18 protein-coding genes are annotated in these 16,534 nt (G+C 75.8%); 8 read left to right on the forward strand and 10 right to left on the reverse strand.

Annotation, left to right across the window (positions count from 1 at the left end):
* Window positions 1-41: 41 nt before the first annotated feature.
* Window positions 42-407 carry a nuclear transport factor 2 family protein gene (locus BXA05_RS09530; RefSeq protein WP_076404819.1) on the forward strand — a complete coding sequence of 122 codons (366 nt, stop codon included), beginning with the start codon at window positions 42-44 and terminating at the stop codon, window positions 405-407.
* A gap of 92 nt (window positions 408-499) precedes the next feature.
* On the opposite strand, the gene BXA05_RS09535 is transcribed toward BXA05_RS09530, so the two are convergent.
* The gene (locus BXA05_RS09535; RefSeq protein WP_076404820.1) at window positions 500-1,264 is read right to left on the reverse strand and encodes an SDR family oxidoreductase; all 765 of its coding nucleotides are present in this window, start codon (window positions 1,262-1,264) and stop codon (window positions 500-502) included.
* A 100-nt stretch (window positions 1,265-1,364) separates the two neighbouring features.
* Between BXA05_RS09535 and BXA05_RS09540 the strand changes: the two genes are divergently transcribed.
* A complete protein-coding gene (locus BXA05_RS09540; protein WP_076404821.1) occupies window positions 1,365-2,231 on the forward strand; it encodes a helix-turn-helix transcriptional regulator in 867 nt (288 codons plus the stop codon).
* A 4-nt stretch (window positions 2,232-2,235) separates the two neighbouring features.
* On the opposite strand, the gene BXA05_RS09545 is transcribed toward BXA05_RS09540, so the two are convergent.
* On the reverse strand, window positions 2,236-2,616 hold the full coding sequence (locus tag BXA05_RS09545) for a VOC family protein (protein ID WP_076404822.1): 381 nt from the start codon (window positions 2,614-2,616) through the stop codon (window positions 2,236-2,238).
* 97 nt (window positions 2,617-2,713) lie between these two features.
* On the opposite strand from BXA05_RS09545, the gene BXA05_RS09550 reads away from it, so the two are divergent.
* Window positions 2,714-3,973, forward strand: a complete 1,260-nt coding sequence (locus tag BXA05_RS09550; RefSeq protein ID WP_083711776.1) for an AI-2E family transporter — start codon at window positions 2,714-2,716, stop codon at window positions 3,971-3,973.
* 19 nt (window positions 3,974-3,992) lie between these two features.
* Here the strand turns inward: BXA05_RS09550 and BXA05_RS09555 are convergent, their stop codons facing one another.
* Window positions 3,993-4,370 carry a hypothetical protein gene (locus BXA05_RS09555; protein ID WP_143311115.1) on the reverse strand — a complete coding sequence of 126 codons (378 nt, stop codon included), beginning with the start codon at window positions 4,368-4,370 and terminating at the stop codon, window positions 3,993-3,995.
* Between the two features lie 103 nt (window positions 4,371-4,473).
* Here BXA05_RS09555 and BXA05_RS09560 point away from each other — a divergent pair, with 103 nt between their 5' ends.
* A complete protein-coding gene (locus BXA05_RS09560) occupies window positions 4,474-5,079 on the forward strand; it encodes a DUF4334 domain-containing protein (RefSeq protein ID WP_076404824.1) in 606 nt (201 codons plus the stop codon).
* Here BXA05_RS09560 and BXA05_RS09565 read toward each other — a convergent pair.
* Entirely contained in the window at window positions 5,043-6,236 is a 1,194-nt protein-coding gene (locus BXA05_RS09565) for an NAD(P)/FAD-dependent oxidoreductase (RefSeq protein ID WP_076404825.1), read from the reverse strand. The two genes, BXA05_RS09560 and BXA05_RS09565, sit on opposite strands and share 37 nt — an antisense overlap.
* 196 nt (window positions 6,237-6,432) lie before the next feature.
* Here BXA05_RS09565 and BXA05_RS09570 point away from each other — a divergent pair, with 196 nt between their 5' ends.
* Window positions 6,433-7,242 carry an SDR family NAD(P)-dependent oxidoreductase gene (locus BXA05_RS09570; protein WP_076404826.1) on the forward strand — a complete coding sequence of 270 codons (810 nt, stop codon included), beginning with the start codon at window positions 6,433-6,435 and terminating at the stop codon, window positions 7,240-7,242.
* A gap of 3 nt (window positions 7,243-7,245) precedes the next feature.
* On the opposite strand, the gene BXA05_RS09575 is transcribed toward BXA05_RS09570, so the two are convergent.
* On the reverse strand, window positions 7,246-8,415 hold the full coding sequence (locus tag BXA05_RS09575; RefSeq protein WP_076404827.1) for a helix-turn-helix transcriptional regulator: 1,170 nt from the start codon (window positions 8,413-8,415) through the stop codon (window positions 7,246-7,248).
* 135 nt (window positions 8,416-8,550) lie between these two features.
* Between BXA05_RS09575 and BXA05_RS09580 the strand changes: the two genes are divergently transcribed.
* Window positions 8,551-8,967 carry a VOC family protein gene (locus tag BXA05_RS09580; RefSeq protein WP_076404828.1) on the forward strand — a complete coding sequence of 139 codons (417 nt, stop codon included), beginning with the start codon at window positions 8,551-8,553 and terminating at the stop codon, window positions 8,965-8,967.
* Window positions 8,968-9,084: 117 nt separating this feature from the next.
* Here BXA05_RS09580 and BXA05_RS09585 read toward each other — a convergent pair whose 3' ends face one another.
* Window positions 9,085-10,893 carry a DUF5979 domain-containing protein gene (locus tag BXA05_RS09585; RefSeq protein WP_143311116.1) on the reverse strand — a complete coding sequence of 603 codons (1,809 nt, stop codon included), beginning with the start codon at window positions 10,891-10,893 and terminating at the stop codon, window positions 9,085-9,087.
* A 159-nt stretch (window positions 10,894-11,052) separates the two neighbouring features.
* Here BXA05_RS09585 and BXA05_RS09590 point away from each other — a divergent pair, with 159 nt between their 5' ends.
* Together BXA05_RS09590 and BXA05_RS09595 are read left to right on the forward strand one after the other, a co-directional pair.
* Window positions 11,053-12,534, forward strand: coding sequence for a trypsin-like serine peptidase (locus BXA05_RS09590; RefSeq protein ID WP_076404830.1), 1,482 nt, complete (start codon window positions 11,053-11,055; stop codon window positions 12,532-12,534).
* Window positions 12,535-12,574: 40 nt separating this feature from the next.
* On the forward strand, window positions 12,575-13,576 hold the full coding sequence (locus BXA05_RS09595) for an MvdC/MvdD family ATP grasp protein (protein WP_061268456.1): 1,002 nt from the start codon (window positions 12,575-12,577) through the stop codon (window positions 13,574-13,576).
* A gap of 61 nt (window positions 13,577-13,637) precedes the next feature.
* Here BXA05_RS09595 and BXA05_RS09600 read toward each other — a convergent pair whose 3' ends face one another.
* From BXA05_RS09600 to BXA05_RS09615, 4 genes are all read right to left on the reverse strand, one after another.
* A complete protein-coding gene (locus BXA05_RS09600; protein ID WP_076404831.1) occupies window positions 13,638-14,375 on the reverse strand; it encodes a glycosyltransferase family 2 protein in 738 nt (245 codons plus the stop codon).
* Window positions 14,372-14,977: a DUF2238 domain-containing protein gene (locus tag BXA05_RS09605; RefSeq protein WP_244550429.1), complete on the reverse strand. Its 606-nt coding sequence runs from the start codon at window positions 14,975-14,977 to the stop codon at window positions 14,372-14,374. Before BXA05_RS09605 ends, BXA05_RS09600 begins: the two co-directional genes overlap by 4 nt.
* A gap of 169 nt (window positions 14,978-15,146) precedes the next feature.
* Window positions 15,147-15,962 (reverse strand): MerR family transcriptional regulator, encoded by an 816-nt coding sequence (locus tag BXA05_RS09610; protein ID WP_244550430.1) that lies wholly within the window; start codon window positions 15,960-15,962, stop codon window positions 15,147-15,149.
* A 32-nt stretch (window positions 15,963-15,994) separates the two neighbouring features.
* Window positions 15,995-16,501, reverse strand: a complete 507-nt coding sequence (locus BXA05_RS09615; protein ID WP_061268454.1) for a VOC family protein — start codon at window positions 16,499-16,501, stop codon at window positions 15,995-15,997.
* Window positions 16,502-16,534: the final 33 nt, after the last annotated feature.

Below are 16,534 nucleotides of genomic sequence, written 5' to 3' on the forward strand. Positions count from 1 at the left end.
CCGACGTCCGCCGGTCCCGACCCCGTGCGTAGACTCGCGCGATGAGCCTCCTTGCCGCCGAGCACGCTCTCCAGGCAGCCCAGCGCGCGGGCGACGTCGCCGCGCTCGACGCGCTGCTGCACCCGCGGTGCGTCGGCGCCGGTCCGGACGGGTCGGTCTTCTCCAAGGAGGACGACCTCGCGAGCCACCGCTCGGGCGCGCTGCGGATCACGCGGCTCGAGGAGGAGTCGCTCGTCGTCCAGGAGGACGGCCCGAGCGGGACGACCCGGCTCGTCGCCGCCGTGGACGCCGTCCAGGACGGGGCCGCGCTGTCCGCGCGTCTGGTCTACACGCGCCTGTGGGTGCGCGCCGACGGCGCATGGCAGGTCCTGGCCGCGACCCTCGCCCCGGCCCCCGAGCCCGCCTGACCGGGCCCGCCCGACCGGGCTCGCCTGACCGAGCCGCCCGCGCCGAGGCCGCCTGACCGCGGCGGCCGTGCCGGGCCGACGGCCCGGCCGGCTCAGCGACCGTGCGGGTCGGACGCGTTGAGGGTCCGCACGACGTCGTCGTAGTCGCCGCGCGCCTCGCCGTACCGGAGGAACTTCACGCGCTCCACGAGGATCTCGTGCGCGTCGGGCTGCGCGCGCAGCAGGTCGACGACCTCGGTGACGAACTCGTCCAGCGGCATGGCGATCGCGCTCTCGCGCTGACCCGGCATGAGATCCGTCGCCACCGACGGCGGGACGAGCTCGACGACGTCGACGCTCGTGTCGGCGAGCTGGAGCCGCAGCGCCTCGCTGAGCATGTGGATCGCGGCCTTCGACGCGTCGTACGTCGGCGTGGCCGCGAGCGGCGCGAACGCCAGCCCGGACGACACGGTGACGATCGTCGCGCGCAGCCGGGTCTGCAGGTGCTCGACGAACGCGCCGACGAGCCGGATCGGGCCGAGCACGTTGGTCGTGACGATCTGCTCCGCGGTGTCGAGGAAGCCCTCGGGGTGATGCCAGTCCTCGGTGCGCATGATCCCGGCCATGGTGACGAGCGTGTCGAGGTCGGGGTGGCGGTCGAGAACCTCCTTCGCGGCCGTGGCGATGCTCTCGGGGTCGGTGGTGTCGATGCGCACGGTGTCGAGACCGGGGTGCTCGACGGCGATCCGCTCCAGGAGGTCGGTGCGGCGCCCGCCGACGACGACGGTGCTGCCCTGCTCGTGCAGCGCGACCGCGAGCGCCAGCCCGATGCCGCTCGTCGCGCCGGGGATGAAGACGGTGCTGCTCGTGATGTCCATGCCTCGATCCTGAACGCCGTGCGCGCGGCGCGGCAGAGTCCGGTGGACGGGGGACCGGCGATCCCTGGCACGGGCGCCGTGAACCCCGGACGATGGGCGCATGGACCGCGCCGCGCTCGCCGACTTCCTCCGCCGTCGCCGGGAGGCGCTGCAGCCGGGCGACGTGGGGCTCCCGGCCGGGGTGCGCCGTCGGGCACCGGGCCTGCGCCGCGAGGAGGTGGCGCAGCTCGCGCTCATGTCGACGGACTACTACACGCGTCTCGAGCAGCAGCGCGGGCCGCAGCCGAGCACGCAGATGCTCGCGTCGATCGCGCGAGCCCTGCGCCTGTCCGACGACGAGCGCGACTACCTCTACCGGGTCGCCGGCCACGGGGTGCCCGACCGGGCGACCGATCCCGGGCACGTGGCTCCCGCGCTGCAACGCGTGCTCGACCGCCTGGACGACACCCCGGCGCTGATCCTCGACCCGCTCGCGCAGACGCTGGCGCAGAACGACCTGGCGCGCGCGCTCTACGGCGACGCGTCGGCGTACTCGGGGTGGGACCGCAGCGAGATCTACCGGTGGTTCGCCCACCCGGCGACGGCGCGGGCGATCTACCCGGCGGACGACCGGGACCGGCAGGGCCGCGCGCTCGTCGCGAGCCTGCGCTCGGCCGTGGCGGTGCTGGGCGCGTCGTCGCGCGCGGGCGAGCTGGTGCGGGTGCTGTCGCGCACGAGCCCGGAGTTCGTCGCGCTGTGGGACCGGCAGGAGGTGGCGCGCCGGTTCGTGGACCACAAGACGCTCGTGCACCCGGTGGTCGGGGAGATCGAGGTGGACTGCCAGGCGCTCACCACGGAGGACCAGCTCCAGGTGCTCCTCGTGCTCACGGCGGCGCCGGGCACGGAGGCGGCGGACAGGATCCGCCTGCTCGGGGTCGTGGGCACGCAGGACCTCGCGGTGCCGTCGTCCGGCCCGCAGCCCTCCTGACGCCTCAGGGGTCGAGGCGCCGGCGCAGCAGGCAGAACACGTTCCCCTCGGGGTCGGCGAGGACGTGCCACGGCTCGTCGCCCGTCTGGCCGACGTCGGCGGGCCGCGCGCCGAGGGCGAGGAGCCGCTCGAGCTCGGCGTCCTGGTCGCGGTCGGTGGGGTTGACGTCGAGGTGCAGCGGGAGCTTGCCGGAGCGCGGGTCGGTGCTCGGGCTGAGGATGAGGGTCGGCTGCGGGCCGCCGAACCCGACGTCGGGCGGGCCGATCTCGATCGACCCGTCCTCCTCGCGGTCGAGCTCGACGTAGCCGAGCACGTCGCACCAGAACCGGGCGAGCAGCTCGGGGTCGGCGCAGTCGAGGACCAGCTCGCTGATGCGGGACGCCATGCCTCGCAGCCTAGGGGGCGCCCCGTCCCGGCACCCGGCGGGTGACGCCCGATCGTGGCACCCTGGCCGTCACACGTGCGGCGAGAGAGGGAGCGGGATGGGTCTGGGCAGACGGCGGTCGGGCAAGCGGGCGGACGAGCGCGCCGAGGAGGCTCCCGCCGCGGAGCGGGTCGCCGTCGCGGAACGTGCCCCTGCCGGGGAGACGGGCACCGCCGCGGACCGGGCCGACGCCGTCGAGCCCGCGCGCCCGGCGGGGGCGTCCGCGCTCTGGTCGGACGGCCTCGGTCGCGCGGGCACGCGCTCGGTGCAGGTGCTCGCCCTCGTCGCGCTCGTCGCCGTCGCGGTGTTCGCCGTGACGCGGCTGACGCTCATCGTCATCCCCGTCCTCATCGCGCTCGTGCTCGCCGCGGCGATCTCGCCGCTCGTCGGCCTGCTCCGGCGCAAGGGCGTGCCGTCGTTCCTCGCGACGGTCGTCGCGCTGCTCGCGCTCGTCGTCGTGCTCGGCGTGGTGGTGTGGCTCGTCGCGGCGGCGGTCGTCAAGCAGTGGCCGGAGCTGCGCGACCAGGCCGTCGAGGGCTTCGACGAGCTCCAGACCTACGTGCAGAACCTGCCGTTCGACATCACGGAGGAGCAGATCGCGTCGGTGCGCGACTCGCTCGTCGGTCTGCTCCAGTCCGACGCGGTCGGCGCCGGGGCGCTCGCGGGCGCCTCCCAGACGGTCGACTTCGTCGCCGGGTTCTTCGTGATGATCGTCGTGCTGTTCTTCTTCCTCAAGGACGGCCCGGCGATCTGGGAGTTCCTGCTGCGTCCGTTCGAGGGCGCCCGGTACGCGCGCGGGCAGCGCATCGGCGAGACGACGGTCCGCACGCTCGGCGGCTACGTGCGCGGGACGGCGATCGTCGCCGCGGTCGACGCCGTCGCGATCGGCATCGGCCTCGCGATCGTCGGGGTGCCGCTCGTCCTCCCGCTGTCCGTGCTCGTGTTCCTGCTCGCGTTCATCCCGCTCGTGGGGGCCACGCTCGCGGGTGTCCTGTGCGCGCTCGTCGCGCTCGTCGCCGTCGGGCCGGTCGAGGCGCTCATCGTCGTCGCGATCGTCATCGCGGTGAACCAGCTCGAGGGCGACCTGCTCCAGCCCGTCGTCATGGGCCGCACGCTGCGCCTGCACCCGCTCGTGATCCTCGTCGCCCTCACCGCGGGCACCGTGCTCGCGGGCCTCACCGGCGCCGTGCTCGCCGTGCCCATCGCGGCGTCGATCTGGCGCGCGATCCAGGTCTGGGACGGCCCCGACCTCCCCGCGCGGTTCGCGCGCCAGAAGCGGCACGAGACCGTGGACGGCGCGCCGGCGTCGTCGTCCTGACGGCGGGCGCCGGCCGGGCTCACGCCCTGGCGGTCCCTGCGCGCGCCCAGAGGGCGGCGAACTCCGTCGTGTCGATGGGGTGGACGTCGCCGGTCCCGGCGAGGTCGTCGTCGCCGAACGGCTGGTCCGTGAGGAACCCCGCGTCGTCCTCGACGACCTCGTCGTACGCGTACCGGCGCCAGGTCCCGTCCTCCAGCCCCACGACCTGTCGCACGGCGACCACCTCGCCCGCGAGCGGCACGCACGCCCACGCGTAGGCCCGCCCGTCGAGCTCGCGCCCGCTCGCGAGGTACCACCAGCGGTCCGCGTGGTCGGCCGCGCGGCGGAGCGTCGCGACGCTCCGGGCGAGCGCGTGCGCCGCGGCGTCCTGGTCGGTCTCGATGTCGCCGTGCTGCACGGGGACCAGTGTGTCACCGCGGGGGGCGGCACGACGGGCGTCGTCCCGCGCCGCGCGCGAGGATCGGGACGACGGTCCCGCCCGGACGACCGAGGAGCGACGCATGGCCGACCCCGACGCCCCGCAGCAGGAGCGCGCGCCGTCCGGCACGCTCGACGACCTTGCGCGCGGCACGACGATGGCCGGGGCGCTCGCGTTCTTCGACACGCTCGCGCCCGTCGACGGCGAGTCGCTCCCGGGGTTCTGGTGGGGGTCCGGGCTGCCGACGGGGCACGTGCTCGACGGCGCGCTCGAGGCGCTGGGCTGGGCGGGCAAGCGGTTCGAGCGCGGCGGCGACGCGCACCCCCTCCTGTTCGACGGCGCGGGCGGCGGCCTGGTGGACGTCAACCCCGCGTTCGTGCCGCTATCGCTCGTGCTGCGGGCGGCCCCGGCGCTGCGCCGACCGCCGGTCGCCCGGGTCGTGCGGGCGTTGCTGCCGCTCACCCGGACGCGGTCGCCCCGGGCGCGGGTGCGCGCCGTCGTGCACCGGGGCGTGGTGACCGCGGCGATGACCTACGACGCGCTCCCGGTCGAGGACGCGCTGCGCGCCGTCGCCGACGACACGCTCGTCGGGTGCATGGAGGCGCGCGGCATGGGCCGCCCGTTCTTCTTCGTGCTGCGGCGTGCCGCGGGTCAGGACACCTTGCCCTGGAGCAGCCGCCGCCAGTAGATCGTGGGCTGCAGGTAGCGGTCGAACAGCAGCAGGCTGCGGCGCGGGCGCGCGAGGTCGACGACGCCGAACCCCGGGTCGGGCCGCCGGTCCCGGTCGAACTCGGCGAGGAGCAGGCGGTCGCGCGACGTCGTGACGGGCGCGACCGAGTAGCCGTCGTAGCGCTGCATCGGGGTGCCGCGCCGTCGGGCCTGGATGTTGCGCGCCACGACGGGCACCTGCCGGCGCAGGGCGCCGCCCGACGGCATCGCGTCGACCGCCGCGGCGTCGCCGAGCCCCCAGACGCGCGGGTGCGCGACGTGCTGGAGGGTCCCGGGGTCGACCGCGACGAAGCCGTCGCTCTCCGAGGACGCGAGCCCGCTCGCGGCGACCCACGCCGGAGCGCGGTGCGGCGGTGCGACGTAGAGCGCGTCGTAGGAGATCTCGTCGGTCCCGTGCGGCCCGCGGAGCCGGGCCGTGCGGTGGGTCGCGTCGACGGACACGAGCGACGTCGCGGTACGCACCCGCACGCCGTAGCGCCGGGCGGCGGCGCGCAGCGCGGGCTCCGCGCGCGGGTCGTCGACGAGGCGCGGCGACTCGACCGCGAGCTCGACCTGGATCGCGTCGAGCACGCCGGTGCGGCGCCAGTGGTCGGCGGCGACGAACAGCGGCTTGAGGCCCACGGGGAAGCACGGCACGTGCCGTGCCGAGATCGCGAACACCACCGTGCCGGAGGTGAGGGACGACAGCAGCTCCCACGTCTTCGGCGCGAGGTCGGGCAGGTAGCTCGTCGCGGCGAACGGCGTGCCCATCGCCTGCTCGGCGCCGGGCACCGCGTCCCAGTCGACCTCCGACCCGGGGCACACCGCGAGGTCCCCGTAGCCGAGGGCGCGCCCGCCCGCGAGGTGCACGAGCGAGCGCTCGGGGTCGACGCCGACGACGCGGTCGGGGTAGAGGCGCACGCCGTCGGGCACCACGTCCTCCTGCGGCCGGGTGAGGTCGTCGAGGGTCGCCATGCCCGACGCGACGTAGGAGAGCAGCGGCCGGTACTGGTGCGTGGTCCGCGGGTCGACGACGGCGACGTCGGGGCAGCCGTCGCGGCGCAGGCGCCCGGCGAGAGAGAGCCCTGCGTTGCCGCCGCCGAGGACGAGCACGTCGTGGCGTGCCGGTGCGTTCATGGCGGGTCCGATCTGCCGGGGGTGGGGCGCTCCACGCTACGGCCGGGTGAGCCCGCACGCCCTGCCAACTGCATGCAACCAAGGGGTTGCACAGCGTAAGGGTGAAGTGCAACCCTGAGGTTGCATCATTAGCGCCGGTCGCGGGTCGCGCCGGCGGGACCGAGACCCGTTCGACGGGACGCACCGGGAGGGCGACATGACCGGACTGCTGCAGGACAGGGTCGCCGTGGTCTACGGCGGCGGAGGCGCGATCGGCGGGGCCGTGGCGCGGACCTTCGCGCGGGAGGGGGCTCGGGTCTTCCTCGCGGGCCGCACGCAGGACCGTCTCGACGCCGTCGCGCGCGACATCGCCGCGGCGGGCGGCCGCGCCGAGACGGCTCGACTGGACGTGCTCGACGAGCCGTCGGTCGAGGCCCACGCCGCGGCCGTCGCCGCGGCCGCGGGCGGGATCGACGTCGTGCTCGACGCGGTGAGCGTCCCCCACGACCAGGGCACCCTGCTCGGGGACCTCTCGTTCGAGGAGTTCTGGCGCCCGGTCGAGGGGTTCCTGCGCGGCCTGTTCCTCACGAGCCGGGCCGTGGCGCCCTACCTCGCGCGCGACCGGCCCGGAGTGCTCCTCACGCTGTCCGAGCCGGGCGCGCGGCTCGTCGTGCCGGGCATCCTCGGGCACGGCGTGAGCGCGGCTGGCAAGGAGACGCTCACCCGGCTCCTCGCGGCCGAGCTCGCCCCGGCCGGGGTGCGGGTCGTCGGGCTGCGGCCCCACGCCGTCCTCGACGGGCCGGCCCACGGCTCGTACACGCGCGAGCTGTTCGCGCCCGCCGCGGCCGCGGCGGGACAGACCGTCCAGGAGCTGCTCGACGACGGCCCCCTCGCCGCGGGGACGCTGCGGGGGCGGCTCCCGACGGTCCAGGAGGTGGCCGAGGCCGCCGCCTTCCTCGCGTCCGACCGCGCCGCAGCGATGACGGGGACGATCGTCAACCTCACCGGTGGCGCGGTGCCCGACTGACCGTCACGACGCGGCGACCGCACCGAGGCGCCGGGCGACGGCGTCGCACGCGGCGACGAGCTCGGCCGGGCCCGCGGCGAGCAGGTCGGCGTCGAAGGCCGCGACACGCGCAGCGAGCGCCACCCACGACCACGACCCGAGCCGGACCCGGCAGCGCTCCGGGCCCGCGGCCTCGACCGCGCCGTCCTCGACGAACGGTGCGACCACGCGCGCCGGGGCGGCGAGCTCGACCCAGCCCTCGCACGGCCACCGCGTGGCCGGTGCCTCCCAGGCCCCCGGGCTGCTGGACGTCGCCGCCGTGCCCGAGGCCCGGTGCGCTGTGCTTCCCGTCGCCGTGCTGCCTGCCGTCGTGCTGCCGGCGGGCGGCACGGGGCCCGCGACGGCGCCCGTGAAGCGCGCCGCGACGAACGCGCCGACGTCGCCGCCGGGCACCTCGCGCGCAGCGAACCGTGGTCCCGTCGGAGTGCGCGGCGTCATCCGGTCGAGCCGAAAGGTGCGCCAGTCGTCGCGGTCGAGGTCCCACGCCACGGCGTACCAGCGCCCGTCGTGCACGACGACGTGGTGCACCTCGGCACGGCGCGGCTGCCGGACGCCGGCGCGCGGGTCGTCGGGTCGCACCGTCCCGGATGTCGCGCCGGGGCTCACGTCGGGGATCGCCTCCGGTGGCGCGTCGAGCGCCACGGCCGCGTAGTCGAAGCGCAGCATTTCCCGGCGGCGCGCCGCCGCGCTCACGGCGAGCAGGACGTCGAGGTCGAGCCGGACGGCCGGGCGCCCAGGTGTCGGAGCGACGGTCGTGACGTCGACCGCGTCGACGCGGTGCCGCAGCCGGGCGGGCAGCACCTGCCGCACGGTCGTGAGCGCGCGGACGGCGGCCTCCGCGAGGTCGTCGCCGACGCCGCTCGCGGTGATCGTGCGCAGCGCGACCGTGAGGGCGACGACCTGCTCGTCGTCGAACAGGAGCGGCGGGAGCTCGGCGCCCGCGTCGAGGCGGTAGCCGCCCACGCGTCCCCGCGTCGCGACGACGTGGTAGCCGAGCTCGCGCAGCCGGTCGACGTCGCGCCGCACCGTGCGGGCGTCGACGCCGAGGCGCGCGGCGAGCTCGGGGCCCGTGCGGTCCGGGCGTGCCTGGAGCAGCGCGAGCAGCAGGAGGGTGCGGCGCGAGGTCTCGGTCATGGCTCCATGCTCGCGCAGAATGCGGACACGATCCGTCCTGATGGAGCGCGAGAGTCGTGGGGTGCGCACGGGCCGACGGCCCGGCGCACGGCCCCCGGCGACCGTCGCGGGCCACGAGCCTCCCGAGGAGAGCCCATGTCCGTCCAGACCACCCCGCACCTCAACTTCCGCGGCGACGCCCGTGCCGCGCTCGAGCTCTACCGGTCCGTGTTCGGGGGCGAGCTCGTCGTCACGACGTACGGCGACCTCGGCCAGGCCGCCGACCCGGCGGGCGCCGACCTCGTCGTCTGGGGCCAGGTCAGTGCCCCGAGCGGGTTCCGCGTCATGGCCTACGACGTCCCCGCCGACCGGCCGTGGAGCCCGGGCGAGGCGCCGTTCTTCGTGTCCGTGCGCGGCGAGGACGTCGAGGAGGTCCGCGGCTACTGGGACGCGCTCGCCGACGGCTCGACCGTCGTCGCGCCGCTCGCGTCGTCCGACTGGGCGCCTGTGTACGGCATGCTCACCGACCGCTTCGGCGTGACCTGGGTGCTGGACGTCGCAGCGCCCCGCTGACCCCGGACCCTGGCCCCTCCTGCACCGGGAGAACCCGCCGGCGAGCACGGGACCGGCGACCGGATCTGCCCCGATCCGGTCGCCGGTCCCGTGCTCGCGCACCAGGAGTCGGCGACGTCACGCCCGACGGCGCAGGAGGACGACCGTCGCGGTGCCGCCCAGGACCAGCAGGAGCGCGAGGACGAGGAGGGAGGCCGCGTCCGCGCCGGTGGACGCGAGCCCGCCGGGGCCCGCCGTCGCCGGCTGTGTCGGGGCCGAGGTGGGCGTCGGGGCCCGGTCGTAGGTGTTCGCCACGACGAGCTCCGCCGTCTCGTCCTCCGCGACCGTCACGCTCTCGGGTGCCACGACGGTCCGGGTGAGGAGCGTGGTCGCGGTGCTGCCGTCGACGGTCTCGGTGACCGTGCAGGTCGTGCCTGCGGGGATGCCGTCGAGCTCCAGGGCCACGTTGTCCGCGCCCGTCAGCCCGCCCGGGAGCTCGACCTCCTGGTCGAACGCGCCGTCCGGGTCGTCGCACGTCAGGGCGAGGGTGATGGGCCCCTGGGAGCCGGCGGCAGGTCCGTCGACGGCCTTGCGGACGAGCAGCCCGCCCGTGGCGACCACGTACGTGTTCGTCACCGTCACCGTGGTGGTGTCGCCGTTGCTGATGATGACGGACTCCGGAGTGATGTCCGTCCCCGTGACGACGACGCGGCCGTTGTCACCGTCGTCGCTCTCGGTGACGACGCACGTCCACTCGGCGGGCAGACCGCTCACGACCTCCGTGTGCTCGCCCGCGGCGGCTCCGGCCGGGACGGTGACCGTCCGCTCGACGGTCTCGCCACCGCCCGGCGCCGTGCACACGACGTCGAGCACGACGTCGGACTGCAGCCCGGCGCCGTCGCCGGTCACGACCTTGGTCACCTCGAGGCTGCCCGCGGCGAACGGCTCGAGCAGCGCGCCGGCTCGTCGGGTCAGCTCCGTCGGCTGTGCCAGGACGAGCTTCTGCGCCTCGTCGCGGCCCGTGTTCGTGCCGTCGTAGAGATAGACGGTGCTCTCGAGGACGGTCACCTGTCTCTCCAGGACGAAGCCGTACGGCGGGGTGTCCCCGGCGAGCCGCGCCCAGAGGGTCGCGCCGGGTGGGACCGTGGCGCCGTCGGCGAGGAGGTCCGTGCCCTCGGGGTCGGTGAACACCTCGGCGCCGAACGACCGGATCGTCGCGGGCCCGCCGGCCTCGACGGTGAAGGGCCCGACGATGTCGCCCGTCGTCGGTGCGGCGAGGTTCTCGGGCGTCACCTCGAGCAGCGGGGGCGTGGGCTCGGGCGAGGGCCCGTTCGCGATGGCGTCCGCGACGATCTGCGCGGTGTACTGCCGCACGGGGTCGGTCGTCGCGAGCACGTACTCGTCGGAGAAGAACCAGATCGCGGCCTGGACCGCGGCGGCGCGGGCGTTCGCCGAAGGGGCGGCCGCGGGCTCATTCGTGACGGGGTAGTAGTTGTGGAGGATGTAGCCGACGTACCCCAGGTTGGGCACGTTCGCCTCGTCCCAGGTGCCGATCTCGTAGTTGACCCCGGTCCGCGTGTCGGTGAGCAGGTCGATGCAGTAGGTGAACGTCGTCTGGCCGGACGCCGTGTCCGTGACCTGGATCGCCCCGGCGAACTCCGCGTCGTTGGCGGTCGATCCGGCGGGCACGTCCGCGGGATACCCGGCGAGCGGGTCGAACCCGGCGGGTGCGGTGAAGCCCGTGACGGCCTGTCCCGCGCCGAACCCGGTGATCGAGATCTCCGTGAAAGGACCCCGCGGCCCGGCGCCGACCCCGTCGGGGTCGGGCTTCGCGTGGGCGGGCGGGGAGCCGACCACGAGCAGGACGGCGAGGAGAGCCAGGGCGGAGAGCCAGGCCACGGGCCGCAGCGATGCGGTCGGGGGCGTCGTCGTGGTCGCTGCGTGCACTGTTCCCCCTGGTCGAAAGTTGTCGGCGCGTCCTAGATTCCCGCCGTGGAGTGAGAAGCGCCACACTTTCGACGGTGTGCGCCTCGGCGTGTCGGTTGTACGAGCCGCGAGGTGCGCTCCTCTCTCCAGGTGCAGGGGGACCGAACCGAGGGGGAACCCATGCCCGGAAGCAAGAAGTCGGCACCGCGGAAGCCGAGCCGGCGCGAGGTGCCGCAGACGCCCGACACCGTCGACGCGCTCTACCCGCCGCTGCCCGAACGCATCCCGTTGACGCTCGAGTCCATCGCGGGCGACGAGCCCACGTACGCGGAGATGCTCGAGTCCATCTGCGGCGCGACCGACGACTCCCAGCCCGTCGAGCAGTACGACGGCACGCTCGGCGTCACGCGCGCGTACGTGGACGCCCACCAGAAGCAGGCCGTGCAGGTCCAGTGGAACGCGGGGCTCGGCGGCGTCTTCACCAACCCCGGCAACGTCGACGGCGTGCGCTGGGGGAGCGGCACCCTGATCGCTCCCGACCTCGTCCTCACGTGCGGCCACCTGTTCGACCAGAGCGCCGACGGCTGGGTCCTGCCCCGCCAGAACGGGTCGATGCAGGTCCTCACGCCGCAGCAGATCGCGACGAGCATGCACATCAACGTGCTCTTCCAGGTGGACCCGTCCGGCGTCCTGCGCACCGAGCAGAGCTTCCCGATCGTCGCGCTCGTCGAGTACCGGCTCGGCGGCCTCGACATGGCCGTCGTGCGCGTGGGCGGCAACCCGGGCAGCACCTACGGGTTCACGGCCGTGGCCACGGCCAACCCGGCCGTGGGCGACATGCTCGCCATCATCGGCCACCCCGCCGGGATGCCCAAGCGCGTCGAGGCCGGCCCGGCGACGGTCGTCACGACGAACCAGATCCGGTACGACGACATCGACACGCTCGGCGGCAACTCCGGGTCCGGGATCCTCGGGCCCGCGGGCGAGCTCGTCGGCGTCCACACGAACGGCGGCTGCAACGCGGCCGGGACCGGGTCGAACTTCGGCACGGCGATCGCGGGCATCCGTGCCGTGTCGCCGACGCTCCAGGCCCTGCCGCACGGGGCGCGCACCGCGACCGCCGACGACGGCTTCACGTCCCTCGCGCAGGACGTCATCGCGACCGTCAAGGCCGCCGACCAGGTCGGCACGCTCCTGGGCGCCGACACCGCGCGCGCCGTCGACGTGCTGACGATCCGGCAGGCCGACTCGCACACGGTCGCCGACCAGATCGGGACGTCGTTCCTCCGGGACCAGGGCGGGACGCCGCGCGCCCTCGACTCCGTCTTCCAGGGCGACACCCGCTTCGCCGCGGACAACCCCGTCGGCACCGGGATCGCGGGCGACGTCGGCTCCGGACCCGGCGACACGCTCCAGGAGGGGATCGTCGACCCCGGCGACGTCTTCGACCCCGTGGTCAACCCCGCGATCGGGCGGCTCGTGCAGGCCGGCGTGCTCGCCGGGGCGCGGCCGTTCGTCCAGGGCGCGGAGTCGCTCGTGGACGAGGACGGTCCGGGCGAGGCGGTCGACGTCGTCGGCGCCCTCGTCGAGGCCGTCGCCGAGGCGCGCGCGACCCTCGAGGCCGTCGAGGCGACGCTCGCCACCCTCCAGGCCGGGCAGTGACCCGGGCGACCTCGCCCACGGACCGGACCGGGAGCCCGCGATGATCGGCATCGTGTCGCACGCGGACGACCTCCACACCACGGAGGTCGTCCGCCACCTGGACGCGCTCGGCGCGCCCCACGCGCTCCTCGACACGGGGCACGCGCCCCGCGACGTGGCGCTGACCTCGACCCAGGACGCCGCCGGGTGGCGCGCCGACTGGGTCGACACGAGCGCCGAGGGCGTGAGCGCGGTGGACACCACCACGCTGCGCGCCGTGTGGTGGCGCCGACCGCAGCCGTTCGCGCTGCACGACGACCTGCGCTCCGCCCAGGACCGCGGGTTCGCCCACGGGGAGGTCGCCGCGGCGGTGTCCGGGCTGTGGTCGTGCCTGCCCGCCACCTGGGTCAACGACCCGGACCGCGACGAGGCCGGCTCCCGCAAGATGTGGCAGCTCCAGGTCGCCGCGCGCCTCGGGCTGCGCGTGCCGCGCACGTGCATGACCAACGACCCGGCACGCGCCCGGGAGTTCCTGCACCGGGAACCGGGTCGCGTGATCTTCAAGCCGTTCAGCGGCACGCCGGCGACGTGGCGCGAGACCCGCCCCGTGCGGGACTCGGACCTCGCGCTCATCGAGAGCGTGCGGTACGCGCCGGTCATCTTCCAGGAGGCCGTCGCGGGGTCGGACGTGCGCGTGACGATCGTCGGCACGCAGCTGTTCGCGGCCGAGCTGCGCACCGAGGAGTCGGCGTACGCGTACGACTTCCGCGTCGACACCCACCACTGCCCGACGTCCGTGCACGACCTCCCCGAGCACGTCGCCACGGCGCTCCTGCGGCTCATGGAGGTGCTCGGCCTCTGGTACGGCGCGGTCGACCTGCGCCGCACGCCCGAGGGTGACTACGTGTTCCTCGAGATCAACCCGGCCGGGCAGTGGCTGTTCGTCGAGTACGCGACGGGGCAGCCGATCGCCGCGGCGCTCGCGGCGCTGCTGGCCCGCCTCGACCGCGAGGAGGCCCCGGGCGCGACGCGGCGGCGCACCTGGCGCGGCAGCGCGGACTGAGCGCTGGGCCTGTCGCCGGGCTGTCGCCGACCGGTCGCGCGCGGGGCGGTGTCCGTGCGCGTCAGCGCCAGCGGTCGCGCCACCGCTCCCACGGTGGCGCGACCGTCCAGTTGAGGCGCAGCGTGCGCCACGCGCGGTCCATGCGGCGACGGCGCTGGCGCCGCCCGCGCAGCGAGCGCGCCGACACCCCGACGCGCCACGACCGGTCGAGCACCGTGCGCCGGCCCGGGCCGAGGCGGAACGACAGGTCGAGGTCGTCGTGCACCTCCGGGTCGTCGCGCACGACGGCGTCGCGCACGGCGGTCCACGCCGAGCGGCGCAGGGCCATGCACGAGCCCCAGAGCGCGGTGTGGCCGAGCGCGAGGTGGCACAGCACGTAGTACGCGCCGAGGTAGGCGATCGCCACGGCGGCGCGCGCACCGCGCGGCAGGTCGTCGAACGTGCCCGTGCCGGTCATCGCGTCGAGCGTCGGGTCGGCGGCCATGCGGTCGACGACGCGCTGCACCCACCCCGGGTCGGGGAGCGAGTCGGCGTCGAGTCGCGCGATGACGTCGCCGCGCGCGGCGTCGTACCCGGTCGCGGCGGCCGCCGGGATGCCGACGCGCTCCTCGCGCACGACGACGGCGCCCCAGCGGCGCGCGACGAGCGCGGAGTCGTCGCGCGACGCGTTGTCGACGACCACGACCTCGAGCGGCGCGACGGTCTGCCGCGCGATGCGCGCCAGGCAGCGGTCGAGCGCGGCGGCGTCGTCGCGGACCGGGACGACGACCGACACGGTCGGGGCGGTGCGGGGCGTCACGGCCGGTCCTGGCGGACCGCGGTGCCGCGCGCGAGGAGGATCCCGGCGACGACCGAGCCGAGGAGCCCCGTCGCGAGGTCGGTGACGGTGTCGCCGTAGCCGACGCCGATCCGGTCGTCGAGGAACGTGTGCCCGGCCCACTCGCCCAGCTCCCACAGGATCGCGAGGACCGCCCCGAGACCTGTGGTCACCACGGCGACGCCCGTGCGCCACGGTCGGTCGTCGGCGTGCGGGGAGGGCAGCGCCCCGACGCGGACGAGCGTCACCGTCGCGAGCGCCGCGATCAGACCGGTGCAGACGGCGTGCACGGGCAGGTCGAGCCACGGCACCGCGCGGTACCACTCGAGCTGGGCGGCCCAGGCGGAGGCGAGCAGCGCGGCCCCGTAGCCGACGTCGAGCACGCCGGTCACCCCGAGGGCGCGCGGCACCATCGTCCCGCCGAGCACGAGCAGGAACAGCGCGACGCCGACGCCGTCGAGCGTCGCGCCGGCCACGACGACGCTGAGCGCGGCCCCGGCCCGGACCGCGTCGCCCGCGAGGATCGCGCCGCGTGCCGGGGCGGCGAGGGAGGGGCCCGCCGTGGGGGCGGGGGTGGCGGGCATGCGGGGCTCCTGGGAGGGTGGTGCGGCGGCGGGGATCTCAGCCTCACACCCCGGCGCCGCGTTCGCACGCCCGTCCGCCGGGAGCGCTCGTCGCGCCTCCCGAGGCGCCCGTCGCGCGCCCGTCCGCGGTTCCCCGTCCGCCGTGTCCCGTGCGGCACGGCGCAGGGGGTCAGTCCCAGGTGGCGGTCGCCGGGTCCACGCCGTGCGAGCGCGCGTTCGCCTCGACCGCGGCGCGCAGCCACGCGGCCAGGCCCGGGGCGAGGCCGTCGTAGTGGGCACGGAACCCGGCGTCGTCGACGAACCGCCGCGCGAGGCACACGTGCCGCGCCGGCGGGCAGTCGAAGTGCGCGCCCATCGAGACTCGATGCCGCTCGGCGAGGGCGGCCGCCCGCGCCGACGCGGGGTCGACGCCCGCGCGGCACGCCGCCGCGAGGTCGGCCTCCAGGGCCGCGACGTCGTCGGCCAGGCGTTGCCAGTCCTCGGGCGTGCGCTCCGCCGACCGCTCGGCGTACTGCGCCCACTGCGCGGTGTCGCCCCAGAGCGCGCGCGCCTGCCCGGGCCACGCCGGGTCCCAGCCCTCGCCGAACAGCGCCACCTGCTCGGTGGGCGTGAGCAGGAGCCCGCGCTCGCGCGCCGTGACGAGGCGGTCCAGCGCGCGGGCGGTGCGCTCCATCCGGGCGATCCGCTCCCCGAGCAGCGCCCGGTGCCTGCGCAGCGCGTCCACCGCCTCGTCGCCGGTCGCGTCGAGGAGCGCCGCGACGTCCTCGATCGCCACGCCCAGCTCCCGGTACGCCACCACCCGCCGCAGCCGTGCGACGTCGGCCGCCGCGTAGAGCCGGTAGCCCGCCGGCGTCCGTGCCGAGGGGCGCACGAGCCCGACCGCGTCCCAGTGGTGCAGCGTCCGGACGGTGACGCCCGCCGCCGCGGCTGCGTCGCCGACCGTCAGCGGGTCGGCGCCGCGGCCGGGCATCGGGTCGGTGGTCACGTGACCCAGTGTCCACCGCGGAGCCGCGGTGCTCACGGGGCGGGCGCCTCGATCCCGATGCCCTCGAGGAACCGGGCGGGGTCGCTCCCGGCGACGAACGGGCGTGCCGCCGTCATGACGACGCGCGCGTTCTCCGGCGTGCGGACCTCGACCTCGACGGAACCCCACGGCATCTCGCGCGGGCCCGTCGTGCAGCCGGGCGTCACCGCCTCGCACGCGGCGACGATCGCGTCGACCTGCGACAGCACGCACGAGAAGCTCACCGTCAGGGCCGGCAGGTCGGGCGCGGGGGTGCCCGGGACGAGGAGCACGTCCTGGAACGCCCAACGGCGCAGGTGCACCATGCCGCCCGGCACGGAGAACAGGTCGAAGAACCCGAGCCCGTGCGTCCAGAGCTCGACGGACGCCGCGAGGTCGTCCGTCGGGACGGTCACGAACTGCGGCATCCCGTAGATGCCGCGGAACGGCTCCGGGGCGACGGCGTCTGGCCCCGGGACGGGGACGGGGGAGAGGTCGAAGGCGGGGAACGTGTCGGTCATGCGGGCAGCCTGCGCCCTGACGTCGCGTCAGGG

It is taken from the genome of Cellulosimicrobium funkei, from assembly GCF_900155925.1.
Lineage (GTDB): Bacteria > Actinomycetota > Actinomycetes > Actinomycetales > Cellulomonadaceae > Cellulosimicrobium > Cellulosimicrobium funkei.

Excerpts from the sequence above, each read along its gene's own strand:
- BXA05_RS09565 (WP_076404825.1), bottom strand. The coding sequence starts at position 6,236 with ATGAACGCACCGGCACGCCACGACGTGCTCGTCCTCGGCGGCGGCAAC.
- BXA05_RS09545 (WP_076404822.1), bottom strand. The coding sequence starts at position 2,616 with ATGGCGTCCCGCATCAGCGAGCTGGTCCTCGACTGCGCCGACCCCGAG.
- BXA05_RS09560 (WP_076404824.1), top strand. The coding sequence starts at position 4,474 with ATGGCCGACCCCGACGCCCCGCAGCAGGAGCGCGCGCCGTCCGGCACG.
- BXA05_RS09575 (WP_076404827.1), bottom strand. The coding sequence starts at position 8,415 with ATGACCGAGACCTCGCGCCGCACCCTCCTGCTGCTCGCGCTGCTCCAG.
- BXA05_RS09595 (WP_061268456.1), top strand. The coding sequence starts at position 12,575 with ATGATCGGCATCGTGTCGCACGCGGACGACCTCCACACCACGGAGGTC.
- BXA05_RS09540 (WP_076404821.1), top strand. The coding sequence starts at position 1,365 with ATGGACCGCGCCGCGCTCGCCGACTTCCTCCGCCGTCGCCGGGAGGCG.
- BXA05_RS09535 (WP_076404820.1), bottom strand. The coding sequence starts at position 1,264 with ATGGACATCACGAGCAGCACCGTCTTCATCCCCGGCGCGACGAGCGGC.
- BXA05_RS09615 (WP_061268454.1), bottom strand. The coding sequence starts at position 16,501 with ATGACCGACACGTTCCCCGCCTTCGACCTCTCCCCCGTCCCCGTCCCG.
- BXA05_RS09605 (WP_244550429.1), bottom strand. The coding sequence starts at position 14,977 with ATGCCCGCCACCCCCGCCCCCACGGCGGGCCCCTCCCTCGCCGCCCCG.
- BXA05_RS09550 (WP_083711776.1), top strand. The coding sequence starts at position 2,714 with ATGGGTCTGGGCAGACGGCGGTCGGGCAAGCGGGCGGACGAGCGCGCC.
- BXA05_RS09580 (WP_076404828.1), top strand. The coding sequence starts at position 8,551 with ATGTCCGTCCAGACCACCCCGCACCTCAACTTCCGCGGCGACGCCCGT.
- BXA05_RS09570 (WP_076404826.1), top strand. The coding sequence starts at position 6,433 with ATGACCGGACTGCTGCAGGACAGGGTCGCCGTGGTCTACGGCGGCGGA.
- BXA05_RS09590 (WP_076404830.1), top strand. The coding sequence starts at position 11,053 with ATGCCCGGAAGCAAGAAGTCGGCACCGCGGAAGCCGAGCCGGCGCGAG.
- BXA05_RS09530 (WP_076404819.1), top strand. The coding sequence starts at position 42 with ATGAGCCTCCTTGCCGCCGAGCACGCTCTCCAGGCAGCCCAGCGCGCG.